We start from the raw sequence: 14,449 nt of genomic DNA, 5'->3' as shown, positions 1-14,449 counted from the left end.
ACGACCCGCCCCGAGACGAGGACGCACGACATGCGCACGGCCCCCACCGGCCAGGTCCTGTACGACACGACCGCGACACGGGCGAGCGCCGTGGTGCTGCGCGCCTACTCCACCTCCTTCGGGCTGGGCACGCGGCTGCTCGGCGGCCGCGCGCGGCGCGACATCGAGGCGGTCTACGCGCTCGTGCGCCTCGCGGACGAGGTCGTCGACACCTACCGCGGCCCCGACGCCGGCGCCGAGCTCGACGAGCTCGAGGAGCAGGTCGCCCGCGCGCTGCGCACCGGCTACTCGACGAACGTCGTCGTGCACGCGTTCGCGCGCACCGCGCGCCGCACCGGCATCGGCCACGCCGAGATCGACCCGTTCTTCGCGTCGATGCGCGCCGACCTCACGGTCCGCACGCACGACCGCGAGAGCTACGAGCGGTACGTCTACGGGTCCGCCGAGGTGGTGGGCGTCATGTGCCTGCGCGTGTTCCTCGACGCGGAACTCCGCCTCGGCGACCCGCGCGTCGACCCCGCGCCCGAGGCGGTGGCCGGTGCGCGCGCGCTCGGCGCTGCGTTCCAGAAGATCAACTTCCTGCGGGACCTCGCCGCCGACTCCGGCGACCTGGGCCGCGCCTACCTGCCGGGCGTCGACCCGGCGCACCTGACGGAGGACGACGTGCGGGCCGTGCTCGACGAGATCGCGGGGGACCTGGCGCGGGCGCGCGCCGCGCTGCCGCTGCTGCCGACCCGCGCCCGGTGCGCCGTGGCAGCGACCACCGGCCTGTACGACCGGCTGCTGGCCGACCTCGCCGCCACGCCGGTCGAGGTGCTGCGCGAGCGGCGCGTGCGCGTGCCCGGCCCGGTCAAGGCGCTCGTCGTCGCCCGCGCCGTCGGGGGCGTGCTGGCCGACGAGGCGGGCGACCGCGTGCGGCAGGCGGGCCCGGTGCGGCGCGTGCGACGGGCGGTGGCCCGGTGAGCGCGCACGCGCCCGTGCACGTCGTCGTGGTCGGCGGGGGCGTCGGCGGACTCGCGACCGCCGCGCTGCTGGCCCGGGGCGGCGCGCAGGTCACGCTGCTGGAGCGGCACGACCGCCTCGGCGGCCGCGCCGGCACGTGGGAGCAGGACGGGTTCCGGTTCGACACCGGGCCGTCCTGGTGGTTCATGCCCGAGGTGTTCGAGCACACGTTCGCGCTGCTCGGCCGCGACCTCGCGGAGCACGTCGAGCTGCAGCGCCTCGACCCCGCGTACCGGCTGTTCCCCGAGCCCGGGCAGGGCGTCGACCCGTTCGAGGTGGTCGCGGACCCCGTGGCGAACGCCGCGACGTTCGACGCGCTCGAGCCGGGTGCGGGGGCCGCGATCCGGCGCTACGTCGACGACGCGGGAGAGGCCTACCGCACCGCGCTCGACCACTTCCTGTACACGACCTTCGAGCGTCCCGACCGCGCGCTGTCGACCGACGTGGTGCGGCGTTCCGGCACGCTCGCGCGGCTGCTCACCGAACCGCTCGCCGCCCGGATCGCGCGCACGGTCGAGCACCCCGTGCTGCGGCAGGTGCTCGGCTACCACGCCGTGTTCCTCGGGTCCTCGCCCTACCGGGTGCCCGCGCTGTACTCCCTCATGAGCCACCTCGACCTCGGCGAGGGCGTCTACTACCCCCGCGGTGGCATGTACACGCTCGTCGAGGCGCTCGAGAAGGTCGCGGTCGAGGAGGGCGTGGACGTGCGCACGGGTGCCGACGTCGTCGGCATCGAGGTCGAGGACGCGCCCCGCACGCCGCGCGAGCCGCGCCGCCGGGGCACCGCGCGCGCCGTGCTGCTGGCCGACGGCACCCGGCTGGCGGCCGACGTCGTCGTGTCCGCGGCCGACCGGCACCACACCGAGACCGCGCTGCTCGACCCCGCCCACGCCGACCTGCCCGCCGACGTGTGGGACCGCCGCGGCCCCGGGATCTCGGCGCTGCTCGTCATGGCGGGCGTGCGCGGCGAGCTGCCCGAGCTCGCGCACCACTCGCTGTTCTTCACGCGCGACTGGCCGGGCAACTTCGACGCGATCCTCGGGCCCGGCCGCTCGACGCCGCCGTCGGGGCTGCACGTGCCCGACGTCGCGTCGCTGTACGTGTCGCGCACGACCGCGTCGGACCCGACCGCCGCCCCCGCGGGCCACGAGAACCTCTTCGTGCTCGTGCCGTTCCCCGCCGACCCGGCGATCGGCACGCGTCCCGGCGAGCTCGACGCGCACGCCGACCGGTACCTCGACCAGCTCGCGTCGTGGGCGGGGATCAGTGACCTGCGCGAGCGCACCGTGCTGCGCCGGGTCGTCGGGCCCGCGGACTTCGCGCGCGACATGTCCGCGTGGCGCGGCACCGCGCTCGGCATGGAGCACACGCTGCGCCAGTCGGCGATGTTCCGGCCCGGCGTCGCGTCGCACCGCGTGCCGAACCTGCTGCACGTCGGCGGCGGCACCGTGCCCGGCGTCGGGCTGCCGATGGTGCTCATCGGCGCCGAGCTCGTCGCCAAGCGACTGCTGGGCGAGACGTCCGGCCGCCCGCTGCCCGCACCGCTGCGCCCCGGCTACCTGGGTGCGGGCCTGCCGCGCGGCCTGTGGTCGCGCGTCGCCGCGGGCCGTGACGACGTCCGCCGGGGCGGGGTGCGCGCGTGATCGGGTTCGCCTACCTCGGCGCGCTCGCGGTCTCGCTGGGCGGGCTCGCGCTGCTCGACCGGCGGTTCCGGCTCGCGTTCTGGTACGACGCCCGGCGCTCGGCGTGGACCGTCGGGCTGGGCGTCGTCGGGTTCCTGCTGTGGGACCTCGCGGGGCTCGCGCTCGGCATCTTCGCGCGCGGGGACTCGCCGCACATGACCGGCGTGCTGCTCGCGCCCGAGCTGCCGCTCGAGGAGGCGTTCTTCCTCACGCTGCTGTGCTACGTGGGCCTGCTGCTGTGGCGGTGGTTCGACGTCACGGCCGCGCAGCGGGAGGCCGGGCGGCGCGCGCTCGCGGCGACCGACGACGCAGGCCGCTCCGGGCGTCCCGACGACGCGGGGGGTGCCGCGTGACCAACATCGTCATGAACGTGCTGGTGCTCGTGGCGCTCACGGCCGTGTCGTGGCCCGTGCTGCGGCGGATGCGCGGGTGGCCGCTGCTGTGGGCGAGCGTGCACGTGTGCCTGCTGACGATGGTGTTCGACACGATCATGATCGACGTCGGCCTGTACGAGTACGCGACCGACAAGATCCTCGGCGTGTACGTCTGGGGCGCGCCGCTCGAGGACTTCGCGTACGCGATCGCCGCCGCGGTGTTCGTGCCCGTCCTGTGGGTGGTGCTCGGGCGCTCGCCGCGCACGTCGTCGCACGCCCGCGCGGCCGCGACGGGGCCGGCGGCACCCTCGGGGCTCGACGATGAGGTCGCCGGCTGATGCGCGAGGTGCTCGCGGCCTCGCGGCCGTTCTCCTGGGTCAACACCGCCTACCCGTTCGCCGCCGGGTGGCTCATGGTCACCGGTGGGCTGGTCGATGTCCGGCTCGTCGTCGGGACGCTGTTCTTCCTGATCCCGTACAACCTGCTGATGTACGGGATCAACGACGTGTTCGACTACGCGTCCGACCTGGCCAACCCCCGCAAGGGCGGCATCGAGGGCGGGCTGGTCGCACCCGAGCGGGCGCGTGCCGTGCACCGCCGGATCCTGTGGGCCTGCCTGCTGACGACCGTGCCGTTCGTGGTGTGGCTGCTCGCGCTCGGGTCGCCGCTCGCGGGCGTCGTGCTGCTCGTCGTGCTGCTCGACGTCGTCGCGTACTCGGCGCCGCGGCTGCGGTTCAAGGAGCGGCCCGTCCTGGACTCGCTGTCGTCGTCCGTGCACTTCGTCGGACCGCTGCTGTACGCCCTGGTGCTGGCCGGCGCGGACCTGACCGCGCGCACCACGTGGCCCGTGCTCGTCGCGTTCCTGCTGTGGGGCATGGCCTCGCACGCGTTCGGCGCCGTGCAGGACGTGCAGGCCGACCGCGCGGGCGGCATCGGGTCGGTCGCGACCGTCCTCGGCGCGCGCCCCACGGTGCTCGCCGCGACCGGCGCGTACGTCCTCGCGGCGCTGCTGCTGCTCGCGCTGCCGTGGCCCGGCGTGCTCGCCGCGCTGCTGCCGCTGCCGTACGCCGTGAGCACGTGGCGGTTCCGGCGGGTGACCGACGAGACGTGCGAGCGGGCCAACGTGGGCTGGCGTACGTTCCTCTGGCTCAACCTGCTCACGGGGTTCCTCGTGACGATGCTGCTCATCGCGGTCGCGCTCGGCGCGTAGCCGCCGGACGGGACGGAGGACCGCGTGCGCGACGCGTGGACGTGGCCGGCGTACGTGGGGGTCATCGGCGGGACGCTGCTGTTCGCGGCGATCTTCCTGCCGGTCGTCGCGTGGCAGTACCGCCGCTACGGCCGGCTGTCGGGGCGGCGCGTGCTGCTGGTCGCCGCGGTCACGACGTACGCCGTCGGGCTCGCCGCGTACACGCTGCTGCCGCTGCCCACGGGCGACCTCGCGCAGTGGTGCGCGCAGCACGCGGCGGGCCACAACCTGCGACCCCTCGGGTTCCTCGCCGACATCCGCACCGACACCGCCGGCCTCGGCGTGCGCGCGACGCTGCTGTCGGCCGCGGTGCTGCAGGTCGTGCTCAACGTCGTGCTGTTCGTGCCGTGGGGCGTGGCGGTGCGCGCGCTGCTGCGCCGCGGCGTGCTCGTCGCGACCCTCAGCGGGCTCGCGGCGTCGGTGCTGATCGAGACCACGCAGTACACGGGGATCTTCGGGATCATCCCGTGCTCGTACCGCGTCGCGGACGTCGACGACGTGCTCATGAACACCCTCGGCGCGCTGCTCGGAGCGCTCGTCGCACCGCTCGTGCTGCGCGTCGTCCCCAGCGTGCAGGCGCTCGAGGTCGCTCGTCGGCAGCCCCGACCCGTCACGGTGTGGCGGCGCTGGACCGGCATGCTGCTCGACTGGGCGCTCGCCACCACGCTCGCCACGGTGCTGCTGACGCTGTGGCGCGTCGGCGAGGCCGTCGCGGGGCAGGAGCCCGGGTCCCGGCCCGGCGTCGAGGCCGTGCTCGGGCTCGCCGTGCCGTGGGTCGCGGTGTTCGTGGTGCCGCCGTTCGTGGGCGACGGCGCGTCGTGGGGTCAGCGCGTCGTGTGGCTGGGGCCGCGGTGGGCGGGGCGCGTCGGCGGCGTCGCGCAGCGGGTCGCGCGGGCCGGCGTCGTCGGCGGGGCGTGGTGGGTGCTCGACGGGCTCGCCGACGTGCCCGGCGTCCCCGAGCCGGTCGGCTCGCTCGCCGGGCTGCTCGCGACGCTGCTCGTGGTCGCCGCCGTGCTCGCGGTGCCGTTCACGCGCGGGCGGCGCGGGCTGTCGGGGACGCTGACGGGTGCCGACGTCGTGGACGTGCGCGGCTGACGGCACGGGCCGGGCGGGGTCGGGGAGACTCCTCGCGGTGTCTCCCCGTGCTGTCCCCCTCGGCGGTTCAGGGGCGTGCGGCGGGGAGCGCGACCCGGACGTCGAGCCCGCCGGCCGCGCGCGGCGTGATGTCGAGCGTGCCGTCGTGCGTCGTGACGATGCGGTCCACGAGCGCCAGCCCGAGCCCGTGGCCGCCCGCACCGCGCGCCAGGCGCCCCGCGCCGCGCAGGAACGGCTCGACGAGGCGCGCCGCGGCCTCGGGGGTGAACACCGCGCCGGTCGTCCCGACCACGAGCACGGCGGTGCGGTCGACGGCGTCGGTCGTCGTCGTCACGTGCGCGCGCCCGTCGGTCCCGCTGTGCCGCAGCGCGTTCTGGACGAGGTTGGTCACGAGCTGCGCCAGCAGGCTCGGGTCGCCCACCACGCGGGCCGGCGCGAGCGCCGTCGTCACCGTGACGCCGCGCCGCGCGGCCTCGTCGGCGTTCTCCGTGAGCGACGCGCGGACCAGCGTGGCGAGGTCCACGACGTCGGCACGCGCGCCCACGGCCTGCGCGTCCGCGAGCCGCAGCAGCGCCTCGGTGAGCGTGATCGCGCGCGCGTTCGTCACGCGCAGCCGCTCGACCAGCACCGGGTAGTCCTGGCCCTCGGGGTCGCGTGCGGCGACCTCCAGCATCGTCGCGGTCACGGCCAGCGGCGTGCGCAGCTCGTGCGACGCGTTGGCCGCGAAGCGCTCCTGCACCTCGTAGGCCGCGTGCAGCTCGTCGAGCATGTGGTCGACCGCGTCGGCGACCTGCCGGAACTCGTCGTTGCGGCCACCCAGCGCGACCCGGTGGCCGCGGTCGCCGGCGGCGACGCGGACGGCCTCGGTGATGCGCTGCAGCGGTCGCAGCACCCACCCCGCGAGCAGCCAGCCGCCCACCATCCCGACGATCGCGAGCGCCGCGAGCGCGAACCCCGACACGCCGACGACGGCCTGCAGGATCTCGCCGCGGGTCGCGACGACCGTGCCGCCCGAGTCGCGCGGGTTCGCGGCCGTGAGCGGGTAGTCCGGCACGTAGCGCAGCACGACGTACACGCCGAACAGCAGGATCGCGCCCGCCGCGACGAGGAACAGCGCGTAGCTCAGCGCGAGCCGCAGCCGCGCGCTGACGCGTACGGGCGGGGGCGCGCCGGTCACGCGTCCGCCCCGCCCAGGCGGTACCCGGCGCCGGGCACGGTCGTGATGAGATCGGGCTCGCCCAGGGCCTTGCGCAACGTCGAGACGGTCACGCGCGGCGCGGTCGTCAGCGGGTCGGCGTGCTCGTCCCACGCCTTCTCCAGCAGCGTCTCGGCGCTGACCACGCCCCCGTCGGCCTGCATGAGCAGGTGCAGGACCGCGAACTGCTTGCGCGTGAGCCGCACGTACCGTCCCGCGCGGTACACCTCGCGGCGGAACGGGTCGAGCCGCAGGTCCGCGTGCTCGAGCACGGGCGGCGCCGCGGCCACGGGCCGGCGCGACAGCGCGTGCAGCCGCACCACCAGCTCGGCGAGCTCGAACGGCTTGGTGAGGTAGTCGTCGGCGCCCAGGCGGAAGCCGCCGACCTTGTCCTGCAGGCGCGTGGCGGCCGTGAGCATGAGCACGCGCGTGCCGGGGTGGTCGCGCGCCACGACGCGGCACACGTCGTCGCCGTGCGTGCCGGGCAGGTCGCGGTCCAGGACCACGACGTCGTAGTCGTTCACCGCGATCCGCTCGAGCGCGTCGTCGCCGTCGAGCGCGACGTCCGCCGCGATCGCCTCGAGCCGCAGCCCCGCCTGCAGCGCCTCGGCGAGGAACGGCTCGTCCTCGACGACCAGCACCCGCATCGCGTCCCCCTCGTGGTCGTCGTCCGGACCTCGAGCGTAGGCCGGGCCGTGTTGCGGAAACGTGAGCTGCGCGCGTCACGCCCGCGCAACGTCCCCGCTGGTGGAGTCGGTCCGCACCCCCGGACCAGGGCGGTGCGGAGAGGAACACATGGACACCCCCACTCGTCGGCGTCGCGCGCTCGTGCTCGTCGGGACCGTGGTCGTCGTGGTCGTGGCGGTCACGTGGGCCCTCACGGGCGCGGGCCTGCTGGGCTCGGCCGCGTCGGGAGCCCCCGGGGGCGGCGTGCCGTCCGCCGCGGGAGACGCGCCCCAGCCCGACCTCGACCTCGACCCCGACCGGGAGCCCGGCGTCGAGGACGGCGTCATCGACCGCGGCGACGGCGTGACGATCTTCGACACGCACCTGCCCGCGATCGCGAACCTCGACCCCGCGCTGCGCGCCGCGGTCGAGCAGGCGACGACCGACGCCGGGGCGCGCGGCGTCGAGATGGTCGTGACGTCGGGCTGGCGCAGCGCGCACTACCAGCAGCACCTGCTGGACGAGGCGGTGCGCACCCGCGGCAGCCTCGAGGAGGCCCGCAAGTGGGTCAGCACGCCCGAGCTGTCGCGCCACGTCACGGGCGACGCCGTGGACATCGGCTACACCGACGCCGACAGCTGGCTCGCCCAGCACGGCACGCGCTACGGCCTGTGCACGACGTACGCCAACGAGATGTGGCACTTCGAGCTCGTCACCGAGCCCGGGGGCGAGTGCCCGCCGGCGAAGGCGGACGGGTCGAGCTGATCCGGGGGCTCGTGGGCGGCGCGGCGTCCCGGCTCGCGCCGGCGTCAGGCGGTCTGGCGGATCGCCTCGCCCGCGATCTCGATGCGGACCGTGCGGCCCACGAGCCAGCCGCCGGTCTCGAGCGCGACGTTCCACACGAGGCCGAAGTCCTCGCGGTCGATCTCCGTGGTCGCGTGGAAGCCGAAGATGTCGCGTCCGTACGGGTCGCGCCGCGCGCCGCCGAAGTCCATGCGCAGCGTGACCGAGCGCGTCACGTCGCGGATGCGCAGGTCGCCCGTGACGTCGAACCGCGAGCGGTGCCGGTCGGCGCGCTCGATCGTGTCGGCCGAGACGCGCTGCCGGTCGGCGTTGCGGTTGCGCAGCCGCGCCCACTGCAGGATCGCGTCCTGCTGGCCCTGCCACGTGACGCCCGTGCTGCGGAACTCGATCGTGGGGAAGCGCGTGACGTCGAGGAAGTCCTCGCCCTTGAGGTGCGCGTCGCGGTCGTCGTGGTGCGTGGTCAGGCTCTCGGTCGCGATGATCGCGCGCACCGACGACGTGAGCGGGTCGTCGCCGACCACGACGGTGGCCGCCGCGCGCGCGAACTCGCCGCGCACCGGGCTGACCATCATGTGCTGCGCGACGAACCCGACGCGCTTGTGCGCCTCGTCGAGCTCGTACGCGCCCGGGGCGGGGATCTCCAGGCCCTGCCACGCGCGCACGGGTCGCTGCGTGGCCTGCGTCGTGTCGCTCATGCGTCCTCGTCCCCACGTCGTCCGGCCCGGCCCGTGGGCCGCGCGGGCGCGCGACGCGAGGGGCGGGCGTCGTCGGCTGCTGCGCTCGCCGGCGGGCGTGCCGCCGGCCTCTCCACCGTCGGAGACGTGCGCTCGGTACGCACGGCGGTGAGAGAAGATTCAACCATCCGGCGGGCGTGAACCAGGACATCCGGAACGTTTCACCCGCACGAGGGGTGCGCGCGACGGTGTGTCGTGCGGAGTGTCGGCGCGGAGGGGCGGGTGTCGAAGGCGCCGCCGGTCGAGGGGTGGGACGGCACGTGCTGACGGGCGTGCGATCCGCGGGGCGGGTGACGGCGGACGGGCGACGCCCGCAGGCCGTCAGACGTGCAGGAGGTCCCGCACCGTCGGGGCGTCGGCGGGGCCCGGCTCGACGACCACCGCGTCGCCCGCCCGCACCTGCCCCCGCTGCACCACCCGCAGGTACGCACCCACGCGGCGCTCCTGCGCGAACCGCTTGACCCAGCCGCGCTCGTCGTCGCCGCCGACCCAGCGCGCGAACGTCGAGCACGGCGTGCGTGGGCCGGTCACCTCGAGCACCACGCGGTCGCCGACGTGCCACCGCTCGCCGACGCGCGCCGCGTTCGGGTCCAGGCCCGCGACGCGCAGGTTCTCGCCGAACCAGCCCGGCGGGAGGTCGCGGCCCAGCGCGGCCGCCCAGTGGTCGGCGTCGTCCTGCCCGTACGCGTACACGGCCTGCGCCTCGCCGCCGTGGTGCTTGCGGTCCGCCTGCACGTCCGCGTACAGCCCCAGCGGGCCCACCTTCACCGGGCCGTCGACCGGGCGCTTGTCGATCGCGGTGACGCCCACCGGGCCGGAGTCAGGACGGAGGGCGTGCACGACGCACACGGCGAGGATCGAGGCCACGCAGCCAGGGTAGGCGGCGACAGCGGGTGGCCCGCAGCCGGGGCCCGTCACGGGTCGGGCGAGGACTCAGGCGCGTGCTCAGGCGAGGAGGGAGCGGGCGCGCTCGTACTGCGGGGCGAGCGCGAGGTCGGCGCCCAGGGCGGCGGCGGCGCGGTGCGGCCACGCCGGGTCGGCGAGCAGCGGGCGGCCCAGCGCGACCGCGTCGGCGGACCCGTCGGCCACGACCCGCTCGGCGTCCTGCGGGTCCGTGATGAGCCCCACGGCGACCGTCGGCACGCCCGCCTCGGCGCGCACGCGCGCCGCGAGCGGCACCTGGTACGCCGGACCCGTGGGGATGCGCACGTGCGGCAGGTTGCCGCCCGACGACACGTGCACCATGTCGACGCCCAGCGGTGCGAGGTCCCGCGCGAGGCGCACCGTGTCGTCGCCCGTCCAGCCGGCCGGCTCGACCCAGTCCGTCGCGGACACCCGCACGAGCACGGGCATCATGTCCGGCACCGCGGCGCGCACCGCCGTGACGACCTCGCGCACCAGGCGCGTGCGGTTCTCGAACGAGCCGCCGTACGCGTCGTCGCGCACGTTCGAGTCCGGCGAGCAGAACTGGTGCAGCAGGTACCCGTGCGCGGCGTGCACCTCGACCACGTCGTACCCCGCCGCGACCGCACGGCGCGCGGCGTCCGCGAACGCCGCCACGACGTCCGCGACCTCCTCGACCGTCAGGGCGTGCGGCGTCGGGTGCGCGTCGCTGAACGCCACCTCGCTCGGCCCGACGACAGGCCAGCCGCCCGCACCGTCCGCGAGCGGGCTGCCGCCGCGCCACGGCGCGTCGGTGCTGGCCTTGCGGCCCGCGTGCGCGAGCTGCACGCCCGCGACCACGCCCTGCGCGTGCACCAGGTCGGTCACCGTGCGGTGCGCCGCGACCTGCGCGTCGTCCCACAGGCCCAGGTCGAACGGGCTGATGCGCCCGTCGGCCGTCACGGCCGTCGCCTCGACGATCACGTGCGCGACCCCGCCCACCGCGCGCGAGCCGTAGTGCTGCACGTGCCACGCGTTCGGCGCACCCGCGTCCGGCCCGTCGGCGGCCGCCGAGTACTGGCACATCGGCGCCATCCACACGCGGTGCGCGAACGTCGTGCCACGGATCGACAGCGGGGAGAACAGCGCGGACATGCGGGTGCCTTCCGGGGGAGGTGCGGGGTCCGGGCCGTCGGACCCGAGGGTCGGGGCGGTCCGGAAGCGAGCGTACGTCCGGTGATGAGGGTGCGCCGGACGGGACCGAGCGACGTGCGTCGGAGCGGGCGCCACCCGCTCGGCGCGCGGGGGACCGGGTGCGCCCGCGTGCGCCCGACGTCGCGCGCGGTTGGCAGGATGGGGGTGTGACCAGCACGCCCGCCCGGTCCGCCGGGCACCCCCGCCAGCAGCCCACCGGCCTCGACGCCGAGGACGCCGCGCTCGCGCGAGCCCTCGCACCCCGCCCCGAGCGCCGCACCGCACTGGCTCTCGCGGCGGTCGCGCTGCTCACGCTCGGCTGGTGGATGCTGCGGCTCGGCGCGCACGAGGCGAGCCTCGTGCGGTGGGACTGCGGCGGCGGGTCGTGCGCGACGAACGACTTCGCCGGGGCGGCGCCGTCGCTCGGCGGCATGGCGATCGTGCTCGGAGCCCTGCTCGGTGCCGGCGTGGTGCGGTGGGTCGCGCCGGCGGTCGCCGCGGTCGTCGCGACGTCGGCGCTGCTGCTCGGGTGGCGGGGCGCCGTCGCCGAGGGGCTGGTCACGGCCGGGGCCGTGCGCGTGCCGATGGTCATCACCGGGGTGCTGCTCGCGCTCGCGGTCGCCGCGACCCTCGTCGCTCTGGTGAGGCACGTGCGTCGCGTGGGGACCCTCGCGCGGCTCGCGGGACGTCGCGCCGCGTGGGCGCGCGTCACCGACTACGACACCGACGAGCAGGGGCGCGTGCTCGGCACCCTGCACTTCGACGACGCCCGCGGCGTGCGGCACGCGGTGCGGACCGTCGTGCCCCGCCGGGCGTTCGCCGTGCCCGCGCAGGCGCTCTACGACCCTGCGCGGCCCGACGACGCGGCGCGGGTGCGGGTCGGGCTGCCGGTGCAGCCGCTCACCGCCGCCGCCCGGCAGACGCGCGAGCGGGCGTTGCGGGTGAGGGTGCCGTTGGCGGGGGACGACCTTTGAGCGAGCACACCGTCGAGCCCGAGGTCGCCGGTGGGCTGGGTCCCGGCACCGTCATGGACCGTGCGGTGCACCCGCCGCGCGTCGAGGTGCTGCACCTCCACCTGGAGGGGTGGCTCGGCGACGACCTGCTCGAGACGTTCCCGTGCTTCGTGGTGACGGAGTCGCTTGGGTCGCGGCTGCGTGCGAGCAGCCTGACGGGGTTCACGCTCGCGGACGTCACGATCAGCACCAGCGAGGAGTACGCCGAGCGCCATGCCCCGGGGCCGCCGCGATTCCGGTGGCTGCAGGTGACGGGCCGGCGCGGCACGGACGACCTGTGGGTCGACGACGACCTGCTCCTGCACGTGACCTCCGAGGCGCTCGCGGTCCTGCGGCGAGGGAGGCTCGACCATGCGGTCGTGGTGCGCGTCGACGGTGAGGAGGCGTCGGACTGCGCTCGGGCCGGGTGCAGAGCGCCGTGACGTCGGGCATCACCTCGGGTGCACGCGCTGGCCGAGGGCTCCGCGTTCCATACGCGGGCTCGCCGCCGGGACTCGAGCGAGCCACCCTGCGGTGCGGTGGTCCGATGTGCAGTCGGTCCGGGTGGGCCCCGTGGGGATCGAACCCACAACCCGCGGATTCGCCGCTCGAGCGGACCTCCTGGACGTGGAAGTCGCCCAGCTCACGAGATACGTCGACACGGCGAACGCAGCGCGGCTCGAGGGCACACTGTCACCGACGGGTCGCGTCAGCACCGAGGGCGCGTTGCGCGCCCGTGCGTCTGCTGCCGCCGCAGCGGAACGTGCGCGCGCGATCACGGCCGGCACGCCCTACAAGTGGCAGGTCGGGCACGGCCCCGACACGACGTGGACCGGCTCGGCCGTCGGTCGTGAGTGGCACGATCAGACCCAGCGCGTGAACGCGAGCCTGGGCGGGTCATCCCGTGCCTACCCGATCGGCTACCGACCAACGATCTTCCAGGTCAAGTTCGTCGACGGGCGTCTGTACCCGCAGATCACAGGAGGCTGACATGACGCGCACTCGATGGGATGTGCTCCTCGGCGAGATGGGCATCGTCGCGACGCAGATCTCTCAGGCTGCGCCTGGCGTCTACCCGCTGTCTGCGCCCCGCCTCGGTGCGGACGAGGAGTCGATCAAGAAGGCGGAGGAGCGACTCGGTCATCCTCTCGACGACGGCTTTCGCGAGCTCCTGCATCACGCCGACGGCTGGCCCGGGGCTTTCCTCGACGGCGACGTCCTAGGGACACGGGGCCTCGGGATGGGACCGCTGTGGGAGCGCGGGAACGCTGCCCTGGATCAGTTCTACGAGTACGGTCTGGTCGACGGTCTCCCTGCGCGCGATCAGCTCTACCCGATCTTCGTCGCACCGCATCAGCAGGACGTGATGGCTCTGCGCCTCGACGGGCCGATGACCGAGGTCGGCCACGAGGTGCTGTGGTTCGCCAACGAGCTCGTTGACCGGTGGCCCGACGTGAGTCAGTGGTGGTTCGGCGGCATTGAGATCGCGCGCCAGACGCTCGACTACGTCCTACAGAGTCGCTGAGAGCAACACGGCGTCCACTGCCTTCACTCCTGTCCGCTGCGGCATGGGCCCCGCCCTCATCGCCACCAGAGGACACACGACCCGAGAGCGCACGACCAGGGGTTCATCCGACGTCACCCGGCCCGCCGGGCACGACGACGCCTCGCCATGCCCGCGTCGCACATCGGAGCGAGCATGGCCCCGTGACGCAGCCAACGCCCTACGCCGGCCCGAGCCACGCCGAGCTCGCGGCCGCGCACCGACGCATCCGCAACGACTGCCCGGTCCAACCGCGGCACCTGCAGCACGATGGCCGCACACCGATCGACATCGTTGCCCGCATCGTGTGGGAGCACGACGGCGAGGACCGGATCAGCACGCGCGCGATCGACTAGGTCGGGCGCGACGTCCTCGTCGAGATCAGCGACTGACGGTGGCAGACCAAAGGCGTGTGGCTCCACGCGTCGAACGTCGTACGACGCCGACGGGTGTGCGGCACTGGACAACCGTCCAAGGCTGTTGCCTGCGCTCTGCGCACCGCCAAGCAGAGGCGGCTCTCACTGCCTGCTGCACGTCTGCTGCACGGAGAGCCTCTCAGTTGCTCAACTGCGAGCAAACGTGCAGTGAGTACGGTGGGCCCCGTGGGGATCGAACCCACAACCCGCGGATTAAAAGTCCGCTGCTCTGCCAGTTGAGCTAGAGGCCCGGGTGATGCGGGATTTGGCCTGAACAACCCTAGGAGAAGACAAAGGGGGAAGTCTCAGCGCTTGGTCGACCGCACGCGCCCAGTCGCAGCGTACCGGTGCGGGCGGCCTGGGGGTCACCGCCCATGAGTGCCACCGAGCAGCGACAGTGCACGTTCGAGTGGGCGCGTGACTCAGCCCTGATCGCCCCACCGTTCGGCATCCGCGTCGTGGAAGGCGGCCGGGTCTGCTGCACGAGTAGGTGACACCCACGTGTGGTGCCGGTGGGCGCCGCTGGAAGGATGTGCACCGTGCCCAGGCCCTATCCCAAGGAGTTCCGCGACGACGTCGTGGCGGTGGCTCGCCGCGGGGACGCTTCGATCAAGCAGATCG

17 protein-coding genes and 1 tRNA gene are annotated in these 14,449 nt (G+C 74.9%); 12 read left to right on the top strand and 6 right to left on the bottom strand.

Annotation, left to right across the window (positions count from 1 at the left end):
* The first annotated feature begins 30 nt into the window (after nucleotides 1-30).
* Genes E4A51_RS06310 through E4A51_RS06285 form a run of 6 tightly spaced genes read left to right on the top strand, consistent with a single transcriptional unit; the run spans nucleotide 31 to nucleotide 5,402 of the window.
* Nucleotides 31-963: a squalene/phytoene synthase family protein gene (locus E4A51_RS06310; protein WP_134851205.1), complete on the top strand. Its 933-nt coding sequence runs from the start codon at nucleotides 31-33 to the stop codon at nucleotides 961-963.
* Nucleotides 960-2,645, top strand: coding sequence for a phytoene desaturase family protein (crtI, locus tag E4A51_RS06305; RefSeq protein ID WP_134851204.1), 1,686 nt, complete (start codon nucleotides 960-962; stop codon nucleotides 2,643-2,645). Before E4A51_RS06310 ends, crtI begins: the two co-directional genes overlap by 4 nt.
* The gene (locus tag E4A51_RS06300; RefSeq protein ID WP_070319294.1) at nucleotides 2,642-3,037 is read left to right on the top strand and encodes a lycopene cyclase domain-containing protein; all 396 of its coding nucleotides are present in this window, start codon (nucleotides 2,642-2,644) and stop codon (nucleotides 3,035-3,037) included. Before crtI ends, E4A51_RS06300 begins: the two co-directional genes overlap by 4 nt.
* Nucleotides 3,034-3,396, top strand: coding sequence for a lycopene cyclase domain-containing protein (locus E4A51_RS06295; protein ID WP_070319293.1), 363 nt, complete (start codon nucleotides 3,034-3,036; stop codon nucleotides 3,394-3,396). Before E4A51_RS06300 ends, E4A51_RS06295 begins: the two co-directional genes overlap by 4 nt.
* Nucleotides 3,396-4,268: a prenyltransferase gene (locus tag E4A51_RS06290; protein ID WP_070319292.1), complete on the top strand. Its 873-nt coding sequence runs from the start codon at nucleotides 3,396-3,398 to the stop codon at nucleotides 4,266-4,268. The genes E4A51_RS06295 and E4A51_RS06290 overlap by 1 nt, the downstream gene beginning before the upstream one ends.
* Before the next feature lie 24 nt (nucleotides 4,269-4,292).
* The gene (locus E4A51_RS06285; protein ID WP_134851203.1) at nucleotides 4,293-5,402 is read left to right on the top strand and encodes a VanZ family protein; all 1,110 of its coding nucleotides are present in this window, start codon (nucleotides 4,293-4,295) and stop codon (nucleotides 5,400-5,402) included.
* Nucleotides 5,403-5,469: 67 nt separating this feature from the next.
* Here the strand turns inward: E4A51_RS06285 and E4A51_RS06280 are convergent, their stop codons facing one another.
* Together E4A51_RS06280 and E4A51_RS06275 are read right to left on the bottom strand one after the other, a co-directional pair.
* On the bottom strand, nucleotides 5,470-6,579 hold the full coding sequence (locus E4A51_RS06280) for a HAMP domain-containing sensor histidine kinase (protein ID WP_134851202.1): 1,110 nt from the start codon (nucleotides 6,577-6,579) through the stop codon (nucleotides 5,470-5,472).
* On the bottom strand, nucleotides 6,576-7,244 hold the full coding sequence (locus E4A51_RS06275) for a response regulator transcription factor (RefSeq protein ID WP_046529139.1): 669 nt from the start codon (nucleotides 7,242-7,244) through the stop codon (nucleotides 6,576-6,578). The genes E4A51_RS06280 and E4A51_RS06275 overlap by 4 nt, the downstream gene beginning before the upstream one ends.
* A 148-nt stretch (nucleotides 7,245-7,392) precedes the next feature.
* Between E4A51_RS06275 and E4A51_RS06270 the strand changes: the two genes are divergently transcribed.
* Nucleotides 7,393-8,028 (top strand): M15 family metallopeptidase, encoded by a 636-nt coding sequence (locus E4A51_RS06270; protein ID WP_134851201.1) that lies wholly within the window; start codon nucleotides 7,393-7,395, stop codon nucleotides 8,026-8,028.
* Between the two features lie 44 nt (nucleotides 8,029-8,072).
* Here the strand turns inward: E4A51_RS06270 and E4A51_RS06265 are convergent, their stop codons facing one another.
* From E4A51_RS06265 to E4A51_RS06255, 3 genes are all read right to left on the bottom strand, one after another.
* Nucleotides 8,073-8,762, bottom strand: coding sequence for a YceI family protein (locus E4A51_RS06265; RefSeq protein ID WP_134851200.1), 690 nt, complete (start codon nucleotides 8,760-8,762; stop codon nucleotides 8,073-8,075).
* A gap of 360 nt (nucleotides 8,763-9,122) precedes the next feature.
* Nucleotides 9,123-9,668, bottom strand: a complete 546-nt coding sequence (locus E4A51_RS06260) for an MOSC domain-containing protein (protein WP_070319287.1) — start codon at nucleotides 9,666-9,668, stop codon at nucleotides 9,123-9,125.
* Between the two features lie 78 nt (nucleotides 9,669-9,746).
* Nucleotides 9,747-10,838 (bottom strand): NADH:flavin oxidoreductase/NADH oxidase, encoded by a 1,092-nt coding sequence (locus tag E4A51_RS06255; protein ID WP_134851199.1) that lies wholly within the window; start codon nucleotides 10,836-10,838, stop codon nucleotides 9,747-9,749.
* Between the two features lie 206 nt (nucleotides 10,839-11,044).
* Here E4A51_RS06255 and E4A51_RS06250 point away from each other — a divergent pair, with 206 nt between their 5' ends.
* From E4A51_RS06250 to E4A51_RS06230, 5 genes are all read left to right on the top strand, one after another.
* Nucleotides 11,045-11,851 (top strand): hypothetical protein, encoded by an 807-nt coding sequence (locus E4A51_RS06250; protein WP_134851198.1) that lies wholly within the window; start codon nucleotides 11,045-11,047, stop codon nucleotides 11,849-11,851.
* Nucleotides 11,848-12,312: a hypothetical protein gene (locus E4A51_RS06245; protein ID WP_206119965.1), complete on the top strand. Its 465-nt coding sequence runs from the start codon at nucleotides 11,848-11,850 to the stop codon at nucleotides 12,310-12,312. Before E4A51_RS06250 ends, E4A51_RS06245 begins: the two co-directional genes overlap by 4 nt.
* Nucleotides 12,313-12,442: 130 nt before the next feature.
* Complete coding sequence (locus tag E4A51_RS06240; RefSeq protein ID WP_134851197.1) at nucleotides 12,443-12,859, top strand: hypothetical protein; 417 nt, start codon at nucleotides 12,443-12,445, stop codon at nucleotides 12,857-12,859.
* Between the two features lies 1 nt (nucleotide 12,860).
* Complete coding sequence (locus tag E4A51_RS06235; protein ID WP_134851196.1) at nucleotides 12,861-13,394, top strand: SMI1/KNR4 family protein; 534 nt, start codon at nucleotides 12,861-12,863, stop codon at nucleotides 13,392-13,394.
* Nucleotides 13,395-13,576: 182 nt separating this feature from the next.
* Complete coding sequence (locus E4A51_RS06230; protein WP_134851195.1) at nucleotides 13,577-13,768, top strand: hypothetical protein; 192 nt, start codon at nucleotides 13,577-13,579, stop codon at nucleotides 13,766-13,768.
* Between the two features lie 238 nt (nucleotides 13,769-14,006).
* On the opposite strand, the gene E4A51_RS06225 is transcribed toward E4A51_RS06230, so the two are convergent.
* Nucleotides 14,007-14,079 (bottom strand) — tRNA-Lys (locus E4A51_RS06225).
* Nucleotides 14,080-14,449 lie beyond the last annotated feature (370 nt).

It is taken from the genome of Cellulomonas sp. HD19AZ1 (assembly GCF_004535805.1).
GTDB classification, from domain to species: Bacteria; Actinomycetota; Actinomycetes; order Actinomycetales; family Cellulomonadaceae; genus Cellulomonas; species Cellulomonas iranensis.
Note: the sequence above shows the minus strand (reverse complement) of the source record. Positions and strands in the feature narration are given on the sequence as shown.

Excerpts from the sequence above, each read along its gene's own strand:
- E4A51_RS06290 (WP_070319292.1), top strand. The coding sequence starts at position 3,396 with ATGCGCGAGGTGCTCGCGGCCTCGCGGCCGTTCTCCTGGGTCAACACC.
- E4A51_RS06235 (WP_134851196.1), top strand. The coding sequence starts at position 12,861 with ATGACGCGCACTCGATGGGATGTGCTCCTCGGCGAGATGGGCATCGTC.
- E4A51_RS06270 (WP_134851201.1), top strand. The coding sequence starts at position 7,393 with ATGGACACCCCCACTCGTCGGCGTCGCGCGCTCGTGCTCGTCGGGACC.
- E4A51_RS06255 (WP_134851199.1), bottom strand. The coding sequence starts at position 10,838 with ATGTCCGCGCTGTTCTCCCCGCTGTCGATCCGTGGCACGACGTTCGCG.
- E4A51_RS06310 (WP_134851205.1), top strand. The coding sequence starts at position 31 with ATGCGCACGGCCCCCACCGGCCAGGTCCTGTACGACACGACCGCGACA.
- E4A51_RS06265 (WP_134851200.1), bottom strand. The coding sequence starts at position 8,762 with ATGAGCGACACGACGCAGGCCACGCAGCGACCCGTGCGCGCGTGGCAG.
- E4A51_RS06275 (WP_046529139.1), bottom strand. The coding sequence starts at position 7,244 with ATGCGGGTGCTGGTCGTCGAGGACGAGCCGTTCCTCGCCGAGGCGCTG.